Source organism: Micromonospora zingiberis (assembly GCF_004331455.1).
GTDB lineage: Bacteria > Actinomycetota > Actinomycetes > Mycobacteriales > Micromonosporaceae > Micromonospora > Micromonospora zingiberis.
Map to the genome: position 1 here is coordinate 397,687 of NZ_SJJR01000002.1, position 16,723 is coordinate 414,409.

At 71.1% G+C, this 16,723-nt stretch carries 11 protein-coding genes; 4 read left to right on the forward strand and 7 right to left on the reverse strand.

The genetic code is table 11. The features are described from left to right. Nucleotides 1–71: 71 nt before the first annotated feature. A complete protein-coding gene (locus E0H26_RS04870; RefSeq protein WP_131301227.1) occupies nt 72–581 on the reverse strand; it encodes a GNAT family N-acetyltransferase in 510 nt (169 codons plus the stop codon). Then, nucleotides 578–1,507 carry a ribonuclease Z gene (locus E0H26_RS04875; RefSeq protein WP_131301468.1) on the reverse strand — a complete coding sequence of 310 codons (930 nt, stop codon included), beginning with the start codon at nt 1,505–1,507 and terminating at the stop codon, nt 578–580. Before E0H26_RS04875 ends, E0H26_RS04870 begins: the two co-directional genes overlap by 4 nt. Before the next feature lie 388 nt (nt 1,508–1,895). Here E0H26_RS04875 and E0H26_RS29120 point away from each other — a divergent pair, with 388 nt between their 5' ends. Then, a complete protein-coding gene (locus tag E0H26_RS29120) occupies nt 1,896–2,048 on the forward strand; it encodes a hypothetical protein (protein ID WP_165521759.1) in 153 nt (50 codons plus the stop codon). Here the strand turns inward: E0H26_RS29120 and E0H26_RS04880 are convergent. Genes E0H26_RS04880 through E0H26_RS04890 form a run of 3 tightly spaced genes read right to left on the reverse strand, consistent with a single transcriptional unit; the run spans nt 2,045 to nt 6,914 of the window. Continuing rightward, nucleotides 2,045–3,238 (reverse strand): osmoprotectant NAGGN system M42 family peptidase, encoded by a 1,194-nt coding sequence (locus tag E0H26_RS04880; protein ID WP_131301229.1) that lies wholly within the window; start codon nt 3,236–3,238, stop codon nt 2,045–2,047. The genes E0H26_RS29120 and E0H26_RS04880 overlap by 4 nt on opposite strands. Continuing rightward, nucleotides 3,235–5,127, reverse strand: coding sequence for an N-acetylglutaminylglutamine synthetase (ngg, locus tag E0H26_RS04885; protein WP_131301231.1), 1,893 nt, complete (start codon nt 5,125–5,127; stop codon nt 3,235–3,237). Before ngg ends, E0H26_RS04880 begins: the two co-directional genes overlap by 4 nt. 2 nt (nt 5,128–5,129) lie before the next feature. Then, nucleotides 5,130–6,914: an N-acetylglutaminylglutamine amidotransferase gene (locus E0H26_RS04890; RefSeq protein WP_131301233.1), complete on the reverse strand. Its 1,785-nt coding sequence runs from the start codon at nt 6,912–6,914 to the stop codon at nt 5,130–5,132. Nucleotides 6,915–7,367: 453 nt separating this feature from the next. On the opposite strand from E0H26_RS04890, the gene E0H26_RS04895 reads away from it, so the two are divergent. Together E0H26_RS04895 and E0H26_RS04900 are read left to right on the forward strand one after the other, a co-directional pair. Then, entirely contained in the window at nt 7,368–13,550 is a 6,183-nt protein-coding gene (locus E0H26_RS04895) for a DNRLRE domain-containing protein (protein ID WP_240742020.1), read from the forward strand. Then, nucleotides 13,551–14,012: a hypothetical protein gene (locus E0H26_RS04900; RefSeq protein ID WP_131301237.1), complete on the forward strand. Its 462-nt coding sequence runs from the start codon at nt 13,551–13,553 to the stop codon at nt 14,010–14,012. It abuts the gene before it with no gap. A 13-nt stretch (nt 14,013–14,025) separates the two neighbouring features. Here E0H26_RS04900 and msrA read toward each other — a convergent pair whose 3' ends face one another. Further along, nucleotides 14,026–14,688 (reverse strand): peptide-methionine (S)-S-oxide reductase MsrA, encoded by a 663-nt coding sequence (msrA, locus tag E0H26_RS04905; RefSeq protein ID WP_131301239.1) that lies wholly within the window; start codon nt 14,686–14,688, stop codon nt 14,026–14,028. 322 nt (nt 14,689–15,010) lie between these two features. Then, nucleotides 15,011–15,433 (reverse strand): HIT family protein, encoded by a 423-nt coding sequence (locus tag E0H26_RS04910; RefSeq protein WP_131301241.1) that lies wholly within the window; start codon nt 15,431–15,433, stop codon nt 15,011–15,013. A gap of 142 nt (nt 15,434–15,575) precedes the next feature. Here E0H26_RS04910 and E0H26_RS04915 point away from each other — a divergent pair, with 142 nt between their 5' ends. Next, on the forward strand, nt 15,576–16,718 hold the full coding sequence (locus E0H26_RS04915; RefSeq protein ID WP_131301243.1) for a cystathionine gamma-synthase: 1,143 nt from the start codon (nt 15,576–15,578) through the stop codon (nt 16,716–16,718). Nucleotides 16,719–16,723: the final 5 nt, after the last annotated feature.

Consider the following 16,723-nt stretch of genomic DNA (forward strand, 5'->3'; position numbering starts at 1 on the left):
GGGAGGTGGCGGGTGGCGAGCAAGGGGGTGAGCAGGGCGGGAGCGGCGAGTGGGCGGGAACGGGGAGTGGGTCAGAGTGGGCGGGTGTAGCGCAGCTGTGGGGTGTGCACGTTGCCGATTCGCTCGTCGCGCTGCGCCCCGGTCGACCGCCAGCCGCCGCGTTCGTAGAAGCGGCGGGCGTGGGCGTTGTCGCGTAGCACCCAGAGCACCGCGTGCTGCCAGCCTCGCTGCCGCATCGCAGCCAACGCGTCGAGCATCAGCTCCCGGCCGACGCCCCGGCCGCGTTCGGCCGGGTCGAGGTGGATGGCGTTGAGGAGGCCGGTCCCCGGGTCGCCCTCGTCGTCCGGGCCGAGGTAGCTGAAGCCGGCCAGCGTGCCGTCCCGCTCGGCCACCGTCATCCGGTGGTCGGTCTGCTCGTAGGCCCACCGGATCGACCAGTACTCGCCCATCGCCTCGGGCGTCGGGTCGGCCAGCGCCTCGGGCGGCAGGAACGACGAGTACGCGGCGACCCGCGAACGCTGGTGCAGCCGGCCCACCGCCAGCAGATCGTCAATGGTCGCGGCACGCAGCGTGACAGTCACCCGGCCGAGGGTACCCGCCGGGGCGGGACCTGCACGGTGGTCAAATCTTCGGCGATCACCAGGTCGCCGTCGAAGTGGGCGCGGGCCTCGTCGGCGAAGCGGCGCGGGCCGGCGTACCGCTGGGAGAAGTGGGTGAGCACGAGCCGGCGTACCCCCGACTCGGCCGCCACCCGGGCGGCCTGGGCGGCGGTGAGGTGACCGACCTCGGCGGCGAGGGCGGCCTCCGACTCCAGGAAGGTGGCCTCGATCACCAGCAGGTCGGCGTGCTCGGCCAGCGCGTACACCCCGTCGCAGAGGCCGGTGTCCATCACGAAGGCGAACCGCTGCCCGGGCCGGGGCACGCTCACCTCGTCGCGGGTGACGCGCCGCCCGTCGAGGTCGAGGTGGCCGACGCGCTGCAACTCGCCGACGGCCGGCCCGTCGATGCCGTACGCGGCCAGCCGCTGCGGCAACATCCGGTAGCTGTCCGGTTCCACCAGCCGATAGCCGTACGTGTCGATCGGGTGCCGCAGCCGGCGGGCCTCCAGCGTGCCGCAGCGCAGCGGGATGCGCTGCCCGTCCGCCTCGATCGGCGTCACGGCAAGCTCGGCGGTCTCGTAAAAGGAGCTGGCGTGGCGCAGTCGGGCGAAGTACTCGGCACCCTCGGCCGGGAAGTGCACCGCCACCGGGCGCGACACCCGGTCCAGGGAGAGCCGCTGGATGGTGCCGGGCAGGCCGAGGCAGTGGTCGCCGTGGAAGTGGGTGACACAGATCCGGGTCAGGTCGGTGGCGGTGACCGTGGTGTGCAGCAGTTGTCGCTGGCTACCCTCGCCCGGATCGAAGAGGATCACCTCGTCGTCCCAGCGCAGCACGTACCCGTTGTGGTTGCGTGCCCGGGTCGGGGCCTGACTGGCCGTACCGAGCACCACCAGCTCGCGCATGGACACGTCGACCTTCCGCGCCGGCCCGGTCGACCCGGGCATGAAGCGACCCCCGGGGCTTCCGCGCGGACGCGGGCCGACTGGACTGGGTCGGCACCCCGGGGGTCGGGTGGCTTGTCGTGGATTCGCCGCACCGCTGCCACACGGTCTCGACGACGTCTTACTGCCCGCCTGGGAACAGACGGTCACTGTCGAGGACAGCGGCTAGCGGACAGCCACCTCACGAGTCCGATTGCTATACAAGTCTGGACCACCTCCCTTCCCGTGTACCGCCACGCTATCCATCACCGGGGCCAGCGGCAACGGATTTCGATCACATCTGTACCGGCCCCGGCAGCCCGGCGGCCATGCGGGGGTCGGCGTCGCCTGGCGGGCGGCTGGCACGATCGCCGTCATGGCGGCTGGCGGCGGTTGGGGTGCGGCGGCCGTCGTGGCGCTGGTCGGCGCGACCGGCCTGGCGAACCTGACCCAGCAGATCCTCGGCCCACCGGCCGGCCAACCTGATGCTGACGAGGTGGGCCGACCGGCCGAGCGGGGCGACGGTTAGGTGACGGGGGCGATGCCGATCGGGCCCTCGCGGGGGCCCTCCTCGTTGGCGGGCTGCACCGCCAGGGACGGGAAGTCCGCCAGTTCGCCCTCCGGCTCGGCGTCCCACTCCGGGAACACCAGGTCGCTCTGGAGGTAGAGACAGAGCAGTTGGGTCAGTTGGCGCAGCCCTTCCAGGTGGGTGCGTTCATGGCCGTGGGTGGCGTCCACGCCGAAGCCGAGCAGGGCCACCCGGGCGTGCGCCCCGGCCTCCACCGCCGCCGCCACGTCCGAGCGGTAGTAGTCGAAGACGTCGCGGACCAGGTCCACGTCGTGTTCGCGGGCGATGGCGGCCAGGTTGCGGGTGAGGTGGTAGTCGAAGGGGCCGACGCCGTCGCCCATGGCCAGGGTGGCGGCGTCCTCCCTGGACTGCTGGCCGGGGGCGACCACTGCGGCGTCCACCGAGACGATCTCGGCGACGTCCGGGTCGAGGCCGTGCGAGGCGCCGTGGCCGATCTCCTCGGTCACGGTGATCAGCAGGTGCGCGGTGACCGCCGGCTTCACTCCGGCGTCGACCATCGCCTTGATCGCGGTGAGCACCGCGGCGACCCCGGCCTTGTCGTCCAGGTGGCGGGACTTGACGTACCCGCTGGGCGTGACCGTGGGGTTGGGCAGGAACGCCACGAAGTCGCCCGCGTCGATGCCGAGCGCCCGCAGGCCGTCGATGTCCTCCACCGGCTCGTCGACGCGTACCTCGACCTGCTCCCAGCCGATGCCCTGCTCGTCGACCGCGTCGTTGTAGCGGTGGCCGCTGGCCTTCAGCGGCAGTACCTGGCCGGTGATCACCCGCTCCAGGTCGTCGGTGAAGATCCGTACGTGTGCCCCCTCGGCGAACCGGGCGCTGTGCGTGCCGATCGGCTTCAACTCCAGCCGGCCGTTCGCCTTGAGCTGCTTGACCATCCCGCCGATGGTGTCGGTGTGCACCACGATCGCGCGGTCCGCCCCGTGCTCGCGGGGGCCGGGCAGGCAGGCGCTGAGCGCACCCCGGCGGGTCAGTGTCGACGGGATGCCGAGCGCCGACAGGCGCTCACCGACGTACTGCTGCACGTGGTCGGTACGCCCGGACGGGCTGGGAATGTCCAGCAGCTCGACCAGCACCTGGCGGAGATACTCCAGGTCGATCGGCAGCGGAATGGTCTTGCGTACGGTCATGCCCCCGATGGTGCCGCACCCGCCGGGGTCCACAGCCGTTGCGGTGCCCGCGTCCCGGGGAAAAGGAGATCCACGAAGCGTTCGGCGGTCGGCTGCGGCTCGTGGTTGGCCAGCCCGGGCCGCTCGTTGGCCTCGATGAAGACGTGCTCGGGTTGGTCCGGGGCCGGTACCAGCAGGTCGAGGCCGGTGACCGGGATGTCCAGCGCCCGGCTGGCGGCCACGCACGCCTCGGCGATCATCGGGTGCAGCTCGCCGGTGACGTCGTGGATGGTGCCCCCGGTGTGCAGGTTCGCGGTCCGCCGTACGGCCAGCACCTGCCCCTCGGGCAGTACGTCGGGCAGCTCGTACCCGGCCTCGGCGATCACGTCACGGGTCATGTCGTCCAGCGGGATACGGGACTCGCCACCGGTGGCGGCGGCCCGGCGGCGGCTCTGCCGCTCGATCAGCTCGGCGATGTCGTGCACCCCGTCGCCGGTGATCGAGGCGGGACGGCGGACCGCGGCGGCGACCACCTCGTGGTCGATCACGATCACCCGCAGGTCCTCACCGGTGCACAGCTCCTCCAGCAGCACGTCCGGGCAGTACCGGGCGGCCAACTCGACCGCGGCGGCCAGCGCCTCGGGAGTGCGTACGCCCACCGTGATGCCGTTGCCCTGCTCGCCCCGGGCCGGCTTGACCACCAGTTGGCCCACCTCGGCCAGGAACTCGGCGTCGGCGTCGGCACCGGTGGCGGTGCGCCCGCGCGGCACCGACAGCCCGGCCTCGGCCAGGATCCGGCGGGTGACCCGCTTGTCGTCGCAGCGGCTCATCGCCACCGCCGAGGTCAGCTCGGACAGCGACTCCCGGGTGAGGATCGTCCGGCCACCACTGGTCAGCCGCAGCTCACCCCACTCCGGGTCGGTCACCTCCACCCGGATGCCCCGGCGCATGGCCTCGTCGGCGACGATCTTCGCGTACGGGTTGAGCCGGTCGTACCCGGTCGGCATGGCGGGCAGGAACAGCCGCTCGTTGATCGGGTTCTTGCGCTTCACGCAGAGCGTCGCGGTGCGGTAGAAGCCGAGCCGCTCGTACAGCCGGATCGCGCCGACGTTCTCGGCGAGCACGGAGAGGTCGACGTACGCCCGGCCCCGGGCGACCAGCCGGGCGGCCAGCTCGGTGATCAGCGCCTGGCCGGTGCCCGGCGGTGCCAGGTTGAAGTCGACGGTCAGGCACCAGAGGCTGGCCCCCCGCTCCGGGTCGTCGAAGACCGCCACGTGGTCGATGCCGGTGATGGTGCCGACGATCTCACCGGTGGTCGCCTCCGCCACCAGGTGCAGGAAGCGGTCGGTGGTGGCGTTGTCCACCAGCACCTCGACCGGCGCGGTGACCATGCCGTTGGCCGCGTAGATCCGGTTGACCGCGTCCGCGTCGGCGGCGTCGCGCAGCCGGCGGATGCGTACCCCGGGCAGCTCGCCACGGCCGGCGGTGGCGGCCGGGGTGTCGGCGCTGCCGGCCTCCTCGGCGGTCCCGTTGGCGTTGCGCGGGCCGGGCCGGGTGCCGCCGAGCGGCAGCCGGAAGGTCAGCGACGGGTCGATGAACAACTCGTCGGGCAACCGGGAGACCAGCACATGCGGGTCGCGCAGGTAGATGCAGATGTCCCGGGCGCCGGCCGCCTCGGAGCGCAGCACGTCGGCGACGGCGGCCTGGTCGGTGAAGGTCTGGCCGAAGACCAGCCGACCCCAACCACAGTCGAGGATGACGCCCGCACTGCCCGGGCGTTCGTCGTCGTCGGCCGCGTCGGTGCCGCCCGCAGCGATCGGATCACCGCCCGGCCCGACCCGTTCGTACCGCCGTCCCGCGCCCCGGCCACGGTCGGTCCGGGCTATCCCCGTTGCCAGGGTGTCGGTCACGGTCAGTCGATTCCGTGGCTCTGGAGCCACATTTCCAGGAGTCCGAGTTGCCACAGCTTGTTTCCGTTCAACGGGGTCAGTTCGGCGTTGGGCGCGTCGAGCAGGGCGTTGACGTAGTCGGGGCGGAACAGGTCGCGCCGGCGGGCCTCGGGCGCGTGCAGCGCGTCGCGTACCCGGTCGAGGAGCTTGCCCTCCAGGTGGGTGAGGCCCGGCACCGGGAAGTAGCCCTTCGGCCGGTCGATGACCTCGTGCGGCAGTACCCGGCGGCCGATCTCCTTGAGCACGCCCTTGCCGCCCTGGGCGAGCTTCAGCTCCGGCGGGCAGGCGGCGGCCAGTTCCACGAACTCGTGATCCAGGAAGGGCACCCGGGCTTCCAGCCCGTGCGCCATCGTCATGTTGTCGACCCGCTTGACCGGGTCGTCGGTGAGCATGATCTGCGTGTCGATGCGCAGGCCGGCGTCGATGGCGGTCTGCGCGCCGGGCTGCGCCAGGTGCGCGGCGACGAACTCCCGCGCCGGGTCCCCGTCGGCGAGCCAGTCGGGGTTGAGCACCTGGGCCAGGCCGGCCGCGTCGCGGTCGAAGAAGGCCCGGGCGTACGTGTCGAGGGCCTGCTCGCGGTCGACCCGGTGCAGCGGCGGATACCAGTGGTAGCCGCCGAGGATCTCGTCGGCGCCCTGGCCGGACTGCACCACCTTGACGTGCCGGGACACCTCCTGGCTGAGCAGGTAGAACGCCACGCAGTCGTGGCTGACCATGGGCTCGCTCATGGCCGCGACGGCGGCTTCCAGCGGCGGGACCAGGTCCTGCGCGGCGACCCGGATCTGGTGATGGTCGGTGTCGAAGGTCTTGGCGACCACGTCGGAGTAGCGGAACTCGTCGCCCTCCCGGCCGCCGACCGCGTCGAAGCCGATCGAGAAGGTGGACAGCCCGCGCTGCCCCTCGCCGGCCAGCAGGGCGACCACCAGGCTGGAGTCCAGGCCGCCGGAGAGCAGTACGCCGACCGGCACGTCGGCGACCATCCGCCGGCGTACTGCGGTGGTCAGCGATTCGAGCAGGGCGTCCTGCCAGTCCTTCTCCGACCAGTCGGTGTGCTCGACCTGGCGGAGGAACGACGGGTTCCAGTAGACCCGCTGGTGACTGCGGCCGTCGGGTTCGTAGACCCGGACGGTGGCCGGCGGCAGCTTGCTGACGCCGCGCAGGATGGTGCGCGGCGGCGGCACGATGCTGTGGAAGCTGAGGTAGTGCGCCAGGGCGACCGGGTCGATGGTGGTGTCCACGTCGCCGGCGGCCAGCAGGGCGGGCAGCGTGCTGGCGAAGCGCACCACGCCGGGCGACTCGGCGAGGTAGAGCGGTTTGATGCCGAGCCGGTCGCGGGCCAGCACCAGGCGACCGGTGTCCCGCTCGTTGATCGCCACGGCGAACATCCCGATCAGGTGGTCGACGAAGTCGATCCCCCACTCGGCGTACGCCTTGACGACCACCTCGCTGTCCCCGGTGGAGAAGAACTGGTGGCCCTTGGCGGACAGTTCGGCGCGCAGCTCACGGTAGTTGTAGATGCAGCCGTTGAAGACGGCCGACAGCCCGGTGGCCGAATCGACGATGGGCTGGCCGCTGGCCGCCGACAGGTCGATGATTTTCAGCCGCCGGTGACCGAGCGCGACGGAGCCGTTGGACCACACTCCGCTGCCGTCGGGCCCACGGTCGCACATCGTGGCGGCCATCCGTTCCACCGCGACGACATCGGCGCGCGTCGCGTCCCGTCGGAATTCCCCAGCCAGTCCGCACATGCCAGACCATGCTGCCAGAGGATGTTGCGATTCGCCTGTTGAGCCAATGACGTTCGTGTAACAGCGTTGCTAGAATCCGCGCCCCACGCGATCAAGCCCCGTACTCGGTCTTCGCGGCCGGGGGAATTTTGCGCCCTGATCAGCGCCGCTGCCCCAATCGTCGGACCAGTCGCGCTGTGACGAATGCCGCAATTCCGGTTGCGCCTGGAGAATCGACCGCAGCATCGAAGGATGGGAATGCACCCCGGCGTCGTGGCGGCATCCGCCGAACGGTCGACATTCCATAGTGGATATCGGGATGCATCGAGATCTTGACGCCCGTACGGTCTGATCATCACGGTTAGCGAACGGGGGAGATCAGTGTGTAGTCATACCGGTGTGCCCGGATCACCCGCACGCCTGCTACCCAAGGCAGGGCCGGGCTTGCGACGGACGATCTCCGTCGGCTTGTCCGTGGTGTTGGCCGCCACCATGGCGGACTGGGCGATCGCCCAGCCGGCGCAGGCCGCACCCGCACCAGAGTCGGCCCCGCCAGCCGCGCCGACGGCCGGACAGCCGTTGGAGCGACCCGACGAGGCCGCCGCGATCCACACCGCGCGACTTACCGGACAGAAGGTACGCGTCGGCGGGCTCACGACAGAGACGTCCGAGTTCTGGGCACTGCCCGACGGGCGGATCGAAGCCGAGGTCCACCTGGGGCCGGTCCGCATCCGCGACGACTCCGGCGCCTGGCAGGCGGTCGACTTCAACCTGACCCGGGAGCCGGACGGGTCGGTCCGGGCCAAGGTCCACCCGAGCGGGCTCCGGCTCTCCGGTGCGGCCGGGCCGGGCGAACACGACCTGGTGACCGTCGGCCGGGGCGGCGACCAACTGTCGCTGGGCTGGTCCGGTGCCCTGCCGGCACCCGAGGTCGACGGCACCCGGGCCACCTACCCCGAGGTGCGTCCCGGGGTGGACCTGGTGGTCGAGTCGACCCGGACCGGGTTCGAGCAGTACCTCGTGGTGAAGAACCGGGCAGCCGTCGCGCAGGTCCGCACCGTCTCGTTGCCGCTGCGCGGCAAGGGACTCAGGGCGGTCGCCGACGACCAGGGTGGCTTCGAGATCCGCGACGGCTCCGGCGAAACCGTCGGGGTGTCACCGGAGCCGCTGATGTGGGACGCGCGCGTCGATCCGCGCTCCGGCGAGCGGCTGCGCCAGACCCGGGTCGGCAAGAGGGTCGGTGTCGCCAAGGCCGGCCGCCTGGCGGTGACCCTGACCCCCGACGAGACGTGGTTGACGGACAGGGCGACCACCTTCCCGGTGACCATCGACCCAGCGGTGACGCTGAAGCCGAACTACGACGCGTTCGTCCAGATCGGCTACACCAGCGACCAGTCCGCCGCCACCGAGCTCAAGCTCGGCACCTACGACGGCGGTACGACGAAGGCCCGCTCCTTCCTCAGCTTCCACAACATGGAGTGGTTGCAGGGCAAGCAGGTCCAGGCGGCGACGCTGTACCTGTGGAACCACCACTCCTGGTCGTGCACGGCGCGGCAGTGGGAGACCTGGCAGACCAACTACGTCACCACCTCCGCGCGCTGGACGAACCAGCCGACCTGGATCAAGCGGCTGGGCTACACCACCGCGACCAAGGGCTACAACTCCTCGTGTGCCGCCGGTCGGGTCAACGCCTCGGTCACCACCGCCTTCGCCGACCTGGCCAACGGTGTGACCTGCTGTAGCACCGTCAACATCGGACTGCGGGCCGCCTCCGAGACCGACAACCTGGGGTGGAAGAGGTTCCACTCGATGGAGGGCGCCAACGACCCGTACGTGACGCTGACCTACCAGACGCTGCCCACGGTGACGGCGCGGGCGACCGTGCCCTCGCTGCCCTGCGCGACCGGCACGAGCACCCCGTACGTCAACACCCGGACCCCGCAGTTGCGGGCGCAGGTCACCGACGCCGAGGGTTCGCAGGTGCGGGCCGAGTTCGAGTGGCTGACCGGAGGTGGCACCCGGATCGGGGGCACCACCGTCGGACCCGGTGCGTCGGGTTCCTGGCTGGCGACCACGGTGCCGGCCGGCGCCTTCGCCGAGGGCAGTACCTACTCCTGGCGGGCGCGGGGCAACGACGGCAGCGGGAACGGTCCGTGGACGGGCTACTGCGCGATGATCATCGACACGGTCGCGCCATCGGCGATGCCGACGGTCTCCTCGACCGGGTACCCGGCGGGACAGTGGGCCGGCGCGGTCGGCACCGCCGGCAGCTTCACCTTCGGTGCGGCCGGCGTCTCCGACGTGGCCGCCTACGAGTACGGGCTCAACGTCAACCCGCCGAACCAGACGGTCAACGCGGCCAGCGTGGGTGGCAACGCCACCGTCTCGATCACGCCCACCACCGACGGGCCGCAGGCGCTGTACGTGCGCTCCCGGGACCGGGCCGGCAACCAGTCCGCGATCCGGACGTACGCGTTCAACGTCGGGTCGGGTGCGGTGACCTCGCCCAAGGAGGGCGACATCACGGCGGCGAAGGTGGCGCTCACCGGGATCGGCCAGGCGGCGGCCACGGGGGTGACCTACCAGTGGCGGCGCGGTGACGCCGACGCCTGGGTGACCGTCCCGGCCGGCCACGTCACGGTCGCGGCCGGCGGTGGCGCGGTCAGTTGGCCGCTGCCGAGCACCGGCGGCGGCAACTTCGCCAAACTGAACTGGGACGTCGAGGCCACCCTCGCCGCGGTCGACGCGGAGTCGATTCCCCGCAACGGGCCGTTGCAGGTACGCGGCACGTTCGTCGGCGGCACCGGCGGCACGTCCAGCCCGGTGAAGATCACCTTTGACCGGGACCAGGCGTCGGCGGCATCGCAGGAGATCGGCCCCGGCTCCGTCAACCTGATCACCGGCAACTACAGCCTGTCGGACACCGACGTCTCGGTGGACTCCTACGGCACCGACCTGACGGTGACCCGGTCGTACAACTCCCGCCGGGCGGCCGAGGCGGACACGGCGAACATGTTCGGACCCGGCTGGGTCTCCGGCGTGACGGTCGAGGAGGCGGACGCGCCGTACACGTCGCTCACCGTCTACGGGTCGCTGGTGCAGGTGGGGCTGCCGGACGGCGACACCATCGGGTTCACCAGGCGCACCGCCAGCGCGTTCGACCCCGAGGTCGGAATGGAGTTCCTGCGGCTCTCCTACGCCAGCGGCAGCGACTCGTACGCCCTGATCGACGAGGACGGCAACAACGTCAGTTTCACCCGGGTCGCCGGCACGGCGGCGGGCAAGTACTTCCCGACCTCGGTGCTGGTGCCCGGCAGCAACCAGACCACCACGCTGGGCTGGGAGAAGGCCACCGTCGCCGGTAAGGAGGTGGTCCGGCCGGTCCGGATGCTGGCGCCGGTGGCCGACGGGGTCAACTGCGCCACGCTGACCCGGGGCTGCCGGGCGTTGACCTTCACCTACGCGACCACCACCACGGCGACCGGCACCGGCGAAACGGGCTGGGGTGACTACACCGGCCGGGTCAAGGAGATAGCGTTCACCGCCTGGGACCCGGACCTGGCCACCCCGGCCATGCGTACGGTGCCGATGGCCCGGTACGCGTACGACAACGCGGGCCGGCTGCGCGGAGTGTGGGATCCACGGCTGGACTGGAACGACGGCGGCACCACCCGGCAGTTGCGGGAGACCTACGACTACACCGCCGACGGCATCCTCAGCAGCATGAAGCCGGTGGCCGAGGAGCCCTGGCAGCTCAGTTACACCACCATCCCCGGCGACCCGGGTGCCGGCCGGCTGCACAAGGTGACCCGCTCGGCGCTGGCCGCCGGGACGGCGACCCAGACCGTCGTCTACAAGGTGCCGCTCACCGGCGCCGGTGCGCCGTACGACCTGTCGCCCGCGCAGACCAGCCGGTGGGCGCAGCCGGAGGCACCCACCGACGCGACGGCGGTGTTCCCGGCCAACCAGGTGCCGACCGGCAATCCGGCCACCGGCACCCTGCCGTCGTCGTACGAGCGGGCCACCGTCACCTACCTGGACGCCAACGCCCGCGAGGTGAACACCGCCACGCCGGGCGGGCACCTCAACGCCACCTGGTACGACCAGTGGGGCAACACCGTGCGGACCCTCACCGCCGGCAACCGGGCCCGCGCGTTGAACGCCAGTACGACCGACGACGCGGCGGCGGAGAGCATGCTCGCCCGCAACCGCTCCACCCTCAACACCTACTCCGCCGACGGGCAGCGGCTCACCAGCACGATGGAGCCGGAGCACGACGTCATGCTGCCCACGGGCGTGGTCGTGCGGGGGCGTAAGCACACCATGAACAGCTACGACCAGGGGGCGCCGACCACGGGTGGGCCGTACCACCTGATCACGAAGGAGGATGTGGGCGTCCGCACCCGGGACGCGAACGGAGTGGACGTCGACACCGACATCCGGACCACCACCACCGCGTACGACTGGGGCCTACGGCAGCCGACGGTGGTGACCGTGGACCCGGGTGGGCTGGCGCAGGCCACCCGTACGGCGTACGACCCGATCACCGGCCTGGTCACGTCGAGCACCTCGCCGGCCGGCGGCACCAGCACCACCACGCCGGCCACCCGGCGGACGGTCTACTACCGGGCCACCGCCGGCTCCGGTCACGCCGAGTGTGACCTGCGGCCGGAATGGGCGAACCTGCCCTGCCGGGTGCAACCGGGCGGGCAGGCTGCCTCCGGGCCGGAACTGCCGGCCCTGGTGACCACCTACGACATGTACCAGCAGACCCGGGTGGTGACCGAGAAGACCAGCACGGCGACCCTGCGGACCACCACCACGACGTACGACGCCGCCGGACGGACCTACGAGACCAGCGTGGCCGTCGCGGCCGGGCTCGGCACGGCGGTCCCGATCACCCGCAACGTCCACGATCAGGCCACCGGCCGGCTGAGCCGGGTCCAGTCCGTCGTCGGTGGACTGGCGACCGCGCAGGTCGTCACCGTCCACGACAGCCTCGGCCGGCAGATCTCCTACACCGATGCCGACGGGGTCACCTCCACCACCACGTACGACCTGCTCGGCCGGGTGGCGACCAGCAACGACGGCAAGGCCACCCGGACGCACACCTACGACGGCGGTAGCGAGCGGCGCGGCCTGGTCACCTCCATCACCGATTCGCAGGCCGGCACCTTCACCGGCAGCTACGACGTAGACGGCAACGTGGTCACGGAGACCTGGGCCAACGGGGTGCAGGTGACCAACGAGACCGACGAGACCGGCACCCAGGTCGGCCTGACCTACGTCAAGCCGGGCTGTGCCGCCGACGACTGCACCCTCTACACCGAGAGCGTCATCGAGTCGGTGCACGGCCAGTGGCGGGAACGCGCGTCGACGCTGTCCGAGCAGAGCTACAGCTACGACCAGGCGGGCCGGCTCACCTCGGTCCGGGACACCGTCGGCGGCCAGTGCACCACCCGGTCGTACGGGTTCAGCACGTCGGCCAACCGCACCTCGGTCACCGAGTACGGTCCGGGTGCCGACGGCACCTGCCAGAGCACGACGTCGGCGTGGTCGAGGAGTTGGACGTACGACACCGCCGACCGGGTGAACACCGCCGGCTACGGCTACGACGCCCTCGGTCGTACCACCACGGTGCCGGCGGTCGACAGCGCGACCTCGGCCGGCGGAAACGTGACGATCGCGTACCACTCGACCAACCTGGTCGACAGCATCACCCAGGATGGCCGAACCACCGACTACGCCCTCGACGTGACCGGTGAGCGGATTCGGTCGTGGACCGACAACAGCAGCGGCGAGGTGGTGCAGTCGGTGCACCACTATGATGGCGACGATGACCGCCCGTCCTGGACACAGGAGACGGACGAACGGTTCACCCGACCGGTCGCCGGCATCTCCGGTGTGGCCGGCACGTTCGACAGCGAGAGCGGGCAGGTCGACTGGCAGCTCGCCAACCTGCACGGTGACCTGGTCGCGGCGATCGAGGGTGACGACGAGGGTCTCTCCCGCACCAGCGAGGCCACCGAGTACGGCACCCCGCGTAACGCCGCGGACGCCGGCAACCAGCGGTACGGCTGGCTCGGTGCCAAACAACGGGCGGCCGACACCCCGTCCGGCATGGTGCTCATGGGGGTACGCCTCTACAACACCGTCACCGGTCGTTTCCTCCAGGTCGACCCCGTACCCGGTGGAAGCTGCAACCCCTACGACTACACCTGTGCCGACCCGATCAACCAGGAAGATCTCGATGGCAAGGCCGTCCCGATCATCGCTGGCCTGGTGCTCCTCGGGCGGGCCGTGTGGACCGCGTGCCGGGTGTCGAAGGGGTGGTGCGCGCGTGCCGGAAAGTATGTCGCCAAGCAGGCCTGGCGTGGCGCGAAGGCCGGTTGGCGGGCCGCCAAGTCCCGTTGGCCCTCGGTCAAGGCATGGGGCAAGCGGAGCTGGGACTACTCGGCCAAGTGGGCGGGCCGTGGTGGCGCCGCCGGCGCTGTCGCGGGCTACGGAAGCTGTGTCTACCGCACCCGGAAGTGGGGCAGATGTGTTGACCAGGCGTCGAGCTGGGGTGGCTACGGTACGGCGTACGGCGCCGGGTTCGGCGTGGCCCGTGGGGCGTACAAGGCCGGCCGTAGGTTGTGGCAGCGCTGGCGGCGCTGAGTGATCAGGCGGGAACTGCCGCGCCAGCCCCGGTTTCGTCACCGGGGCTGGCGCGGCGCGCTGTCCGTGGGTGCCGGTCTGCTGCTGCTGATCGTGGTGCTGATCGTCAGTAGTCGCTGGGGGAGTGCGGACTGGCCGGACGCGGCTGGTCGCGCTGTCCAGTCGCCGTACGCGTGGCTGGCCGTGCTGGCGTACCTGGTCCGCTATCTGGTGGGTCCGGAGCGGCCGAGGTCGTCCGGGACGTGGCGCAACGGGTTGACCGTCGGCTACTGGGTGCTGCTCGCGCTGGTGGTCTTCACCGCGGTCTTCGCCGGGAGCATCTTCCCGGACCGCTGGTACGGCGATGCCGTCAAGGCGCTGTTGGCCGTCCTGGGTGCCACGTTCGTGGCCGACTCGGCGCACCGACTCCTGGCCCCATCATCCGACTCGGGGCCGGCCGTTTCCCACGACCGACCCCGATGACCGCTGCTGCTGGTCAGCCGGCGGTGCGCGCCACGCCGACCGGGCAGCTCAACCCGTTCGGGCCGTGGTTGCAGTAGCCGTTCGGGTTCTTCGTCGGTGCCAGGTACTGCTGGTGATAGTCCTCGGCGAAGTAGTAGTCGCCGAGCCGGCCGATCTCCGTGGTGATCTCGCCCTTACCGGCGCGGGCCACGATCGGCGCGAACGCGTCGCGGGACGCCTCGGCCGTCGCGAGCTGCTCGTCGGTGGTGGCGTAGATGGTCGACCGGTACTGGGTGCCCACGTCGTTGCCCTGGCGCATGCCCTGGGTCGGGTCGTGGTTCTCCCAGAAGACCTTCAGCAGGTCCTCGTAGCTGATCGTCGAGGGGTCGTAGACCACCTGGACCGCCTCGGTGTGTCCGGTCATCCCGGAACAGACCTCCTCGTAGGTCGGATTCTGGGTGTAACCACCCGCGTAACCGACCGAGGTGGTGAATACGCCCGGGAGGGTCCAGAACAGCCGCTCGGCCCCCCAGAAACACCCCATACCGAAGACCGCGACCTGTGAACCCTCGGGGAACGGGCCCTTCAGCGGGGTGCCGAGCACCTCGTGCCGGTCGGCAACCGGCATCGCGATCGGACGACCGGGCAGCGCCTGGTCGGGAGAGATCATCTCGGCCTTCATGCGGCGGAGGAACACGATGGGACTCCTTTCGTACCCTTCCCCGCGAACAACACCGGCGGACCCCACTTCCTTACCCGCCCCGTCGCCGGTCAGGCCCGATCCTGCCGCCAACGCGTCCGCGCGTACTCGTCGACCCAGCTCCGACTGCTCCGCCACGCGCCATCGTCACCCTTGACCGCCCGCAGCCGTCCACGGCTCGCGGCGACGCGCAGGGCTGCCTCCGAGAGGTCTTCGCTCGCGAGGGCCGGTAGGGGGACGAGGTGCGCCGCGTCGGCGACGGCCGGTATCACGAAGCGGTGGATGTTCGCCGTGACGCTACGGGCGATCAACTCCGAGGTCAGGTCGGCGTGGAGAGGGCGGTGCGGATCCGGTCGGCGTAGGAGGCGGCTTCGGCGTCGTCGGCGTAGCGGGTACGTGGCCAGAAGAAGCCGCGCAGGCCGTCGCCCTTGGTCCGGGGCACCACGTGGGTGTGCAGGTGCGGCACGGACTGGGACACCTTGTTGTTCATCGCCACGAAGGTGCCGCCCGCCTCCAACCCGGCCTCGACCGCGATGGCGAGCCGGCGGACCAGCCCGAAGTAACCGGCCAGCGACTCCGGCGGCAGGTCGGCCAGGGTGACCAGGTGGGTGCGGGGCACCACCAGCAGGTGCCCCTTGAACACCGGCCGGGTGTCCAGGAACGCCACTCCGTCCGGCTCGTCGACCACCCGGAACGCCGGCACTTCACCGGCCACGATCCCGCAGAACACACACCCCGCCACGCGCCCAGGTTAGGCGCTGCGGGCCGGCACGGACCGGACCCGGGCAGCACTGGTTTGCGGAGGCCGTCGGGGATGACGTCCGGTTCCCCCGCTCGGCCGGGTTCCAGAGCCTGGGACGGACTGGAGGACTAACGTCTGCGTAATGAACCACGGCTTCGACACACTCGCCATTCACGCCGGTCAGGACCCGGAGGCCCGCACCGGCGCGGTGATCCCACCGATTTACCAGACCAGCACGTACGCCCAGGATGCGGTCGGCGCGCCCCGGCTGGGTTACGAGTACAGCCGCTCCGGCAACCCGACCCGGGACGCGCTCCAGGAGTGCCTGGCCGCGCTGGAGGGTGGGCCGGTCGGCCTGGCCTTCGCCAGCGGCCTGGCCGCCGAGGACACCCTGCTGCGTACCGCCTGCGCTCCGGGTGACCACGTGGTCATCCCCGACGACGCGTACGGCGGCACCTATCGGCTCTTCGCGAAGGTGGCGCAGCGGTGGGGGCTGGCGTACACCCCGGCGAAGGTCTCCGACCCGGACGCCGTGCGGGCCGCGATCCGGCCGGGCACCACCAAGATCGTTTGGGTGGAGACGCCGACCAACCCGCTGCTCGGCATCGCCGACATCGCCACCCTCGCCGCCGTGGCGCACGACGCCGGAGCGCTGCTGGTGGTCGACAACACCTTCGCCTCGCCGTACCTCCAGCAGCCGATCGCGCTCGGCGCGGACGTGGTGGTGCACTCCACCACCAAGTACGTCGGCGGGCACTCCGACGTGGTCGGTGGGGCGCTGGTCGCCGCCGACGCCGGGCTCGGCGAGGAACTGCGCTACCACCAGAACGCGATGGGCGCGGTGAACGGACCGTTCGACGCCTGGCTCACCCTGCGCGGGATCAAGACCCTCGGCGTACGGATGGACCGGCACTGCGACAACGCCGAGCGGATCGCCGCGTACCTGGACGGGCACGCCAAGGTCGGCCAGGTGCTCTACCCGGGTCTGCCCACGCACCCTGGTCACGAGGTGGCGGCCAAGCAGATGCGCCGGTTCGGCGGGATGATCTCGTTCCGGGCCGCCGGTGGCGAGGAGCACGCCGTCGAGATCTGCAACCGGGCCAAGCTTTTCGTACTCGCCGAGTCGCTCGGCGGGGTGGAATCCCTGATCGAGCACCCGGGCCGGATGACACACGCGAGCGCTGCCGGCTCGCCGCTTGAAGTTCCCGGCGATCTCGTGAGACTGTCTGTCGGCATCGAGACGGTCGAAGACCTGCTCGCCGATCTGGAGCAGGCGTTGGGCTGACCGCT

Excerpts from the sequence above, each read along its gene's own strand:
- E0H26_RS29120 (WP_165521759.1), top strand. The coding sequence starts at position 1,896 with ATGGCGGCTGGCGGCGGTTGGGGTGCGGCGGCCGTCGTGGCGCTGGTC.
- E0H26_RS04890 (WP_131301233.1), bottom strand. The coding sequence starts at position 6,914 with ATGTGCGGACTGGCTGGGGAATTCCGACGGGACGCGACGCGCGCCGAT.
- E0H26_RS04880 (WP_131301229.1), bottom strand. The coding sequence starts at position 3,238 with ATGACCGTACGCAAGACCATTCCGCTGCCGATCGACCTGGAGTATCTC.
- E0H26_RS04915 (WP_131301243.1), top strand. The coding sequence starts at position 15,576 with ATGAACCACGGCTTCGACACACTCGCCATTCACGCCGGTCAGGACCCG.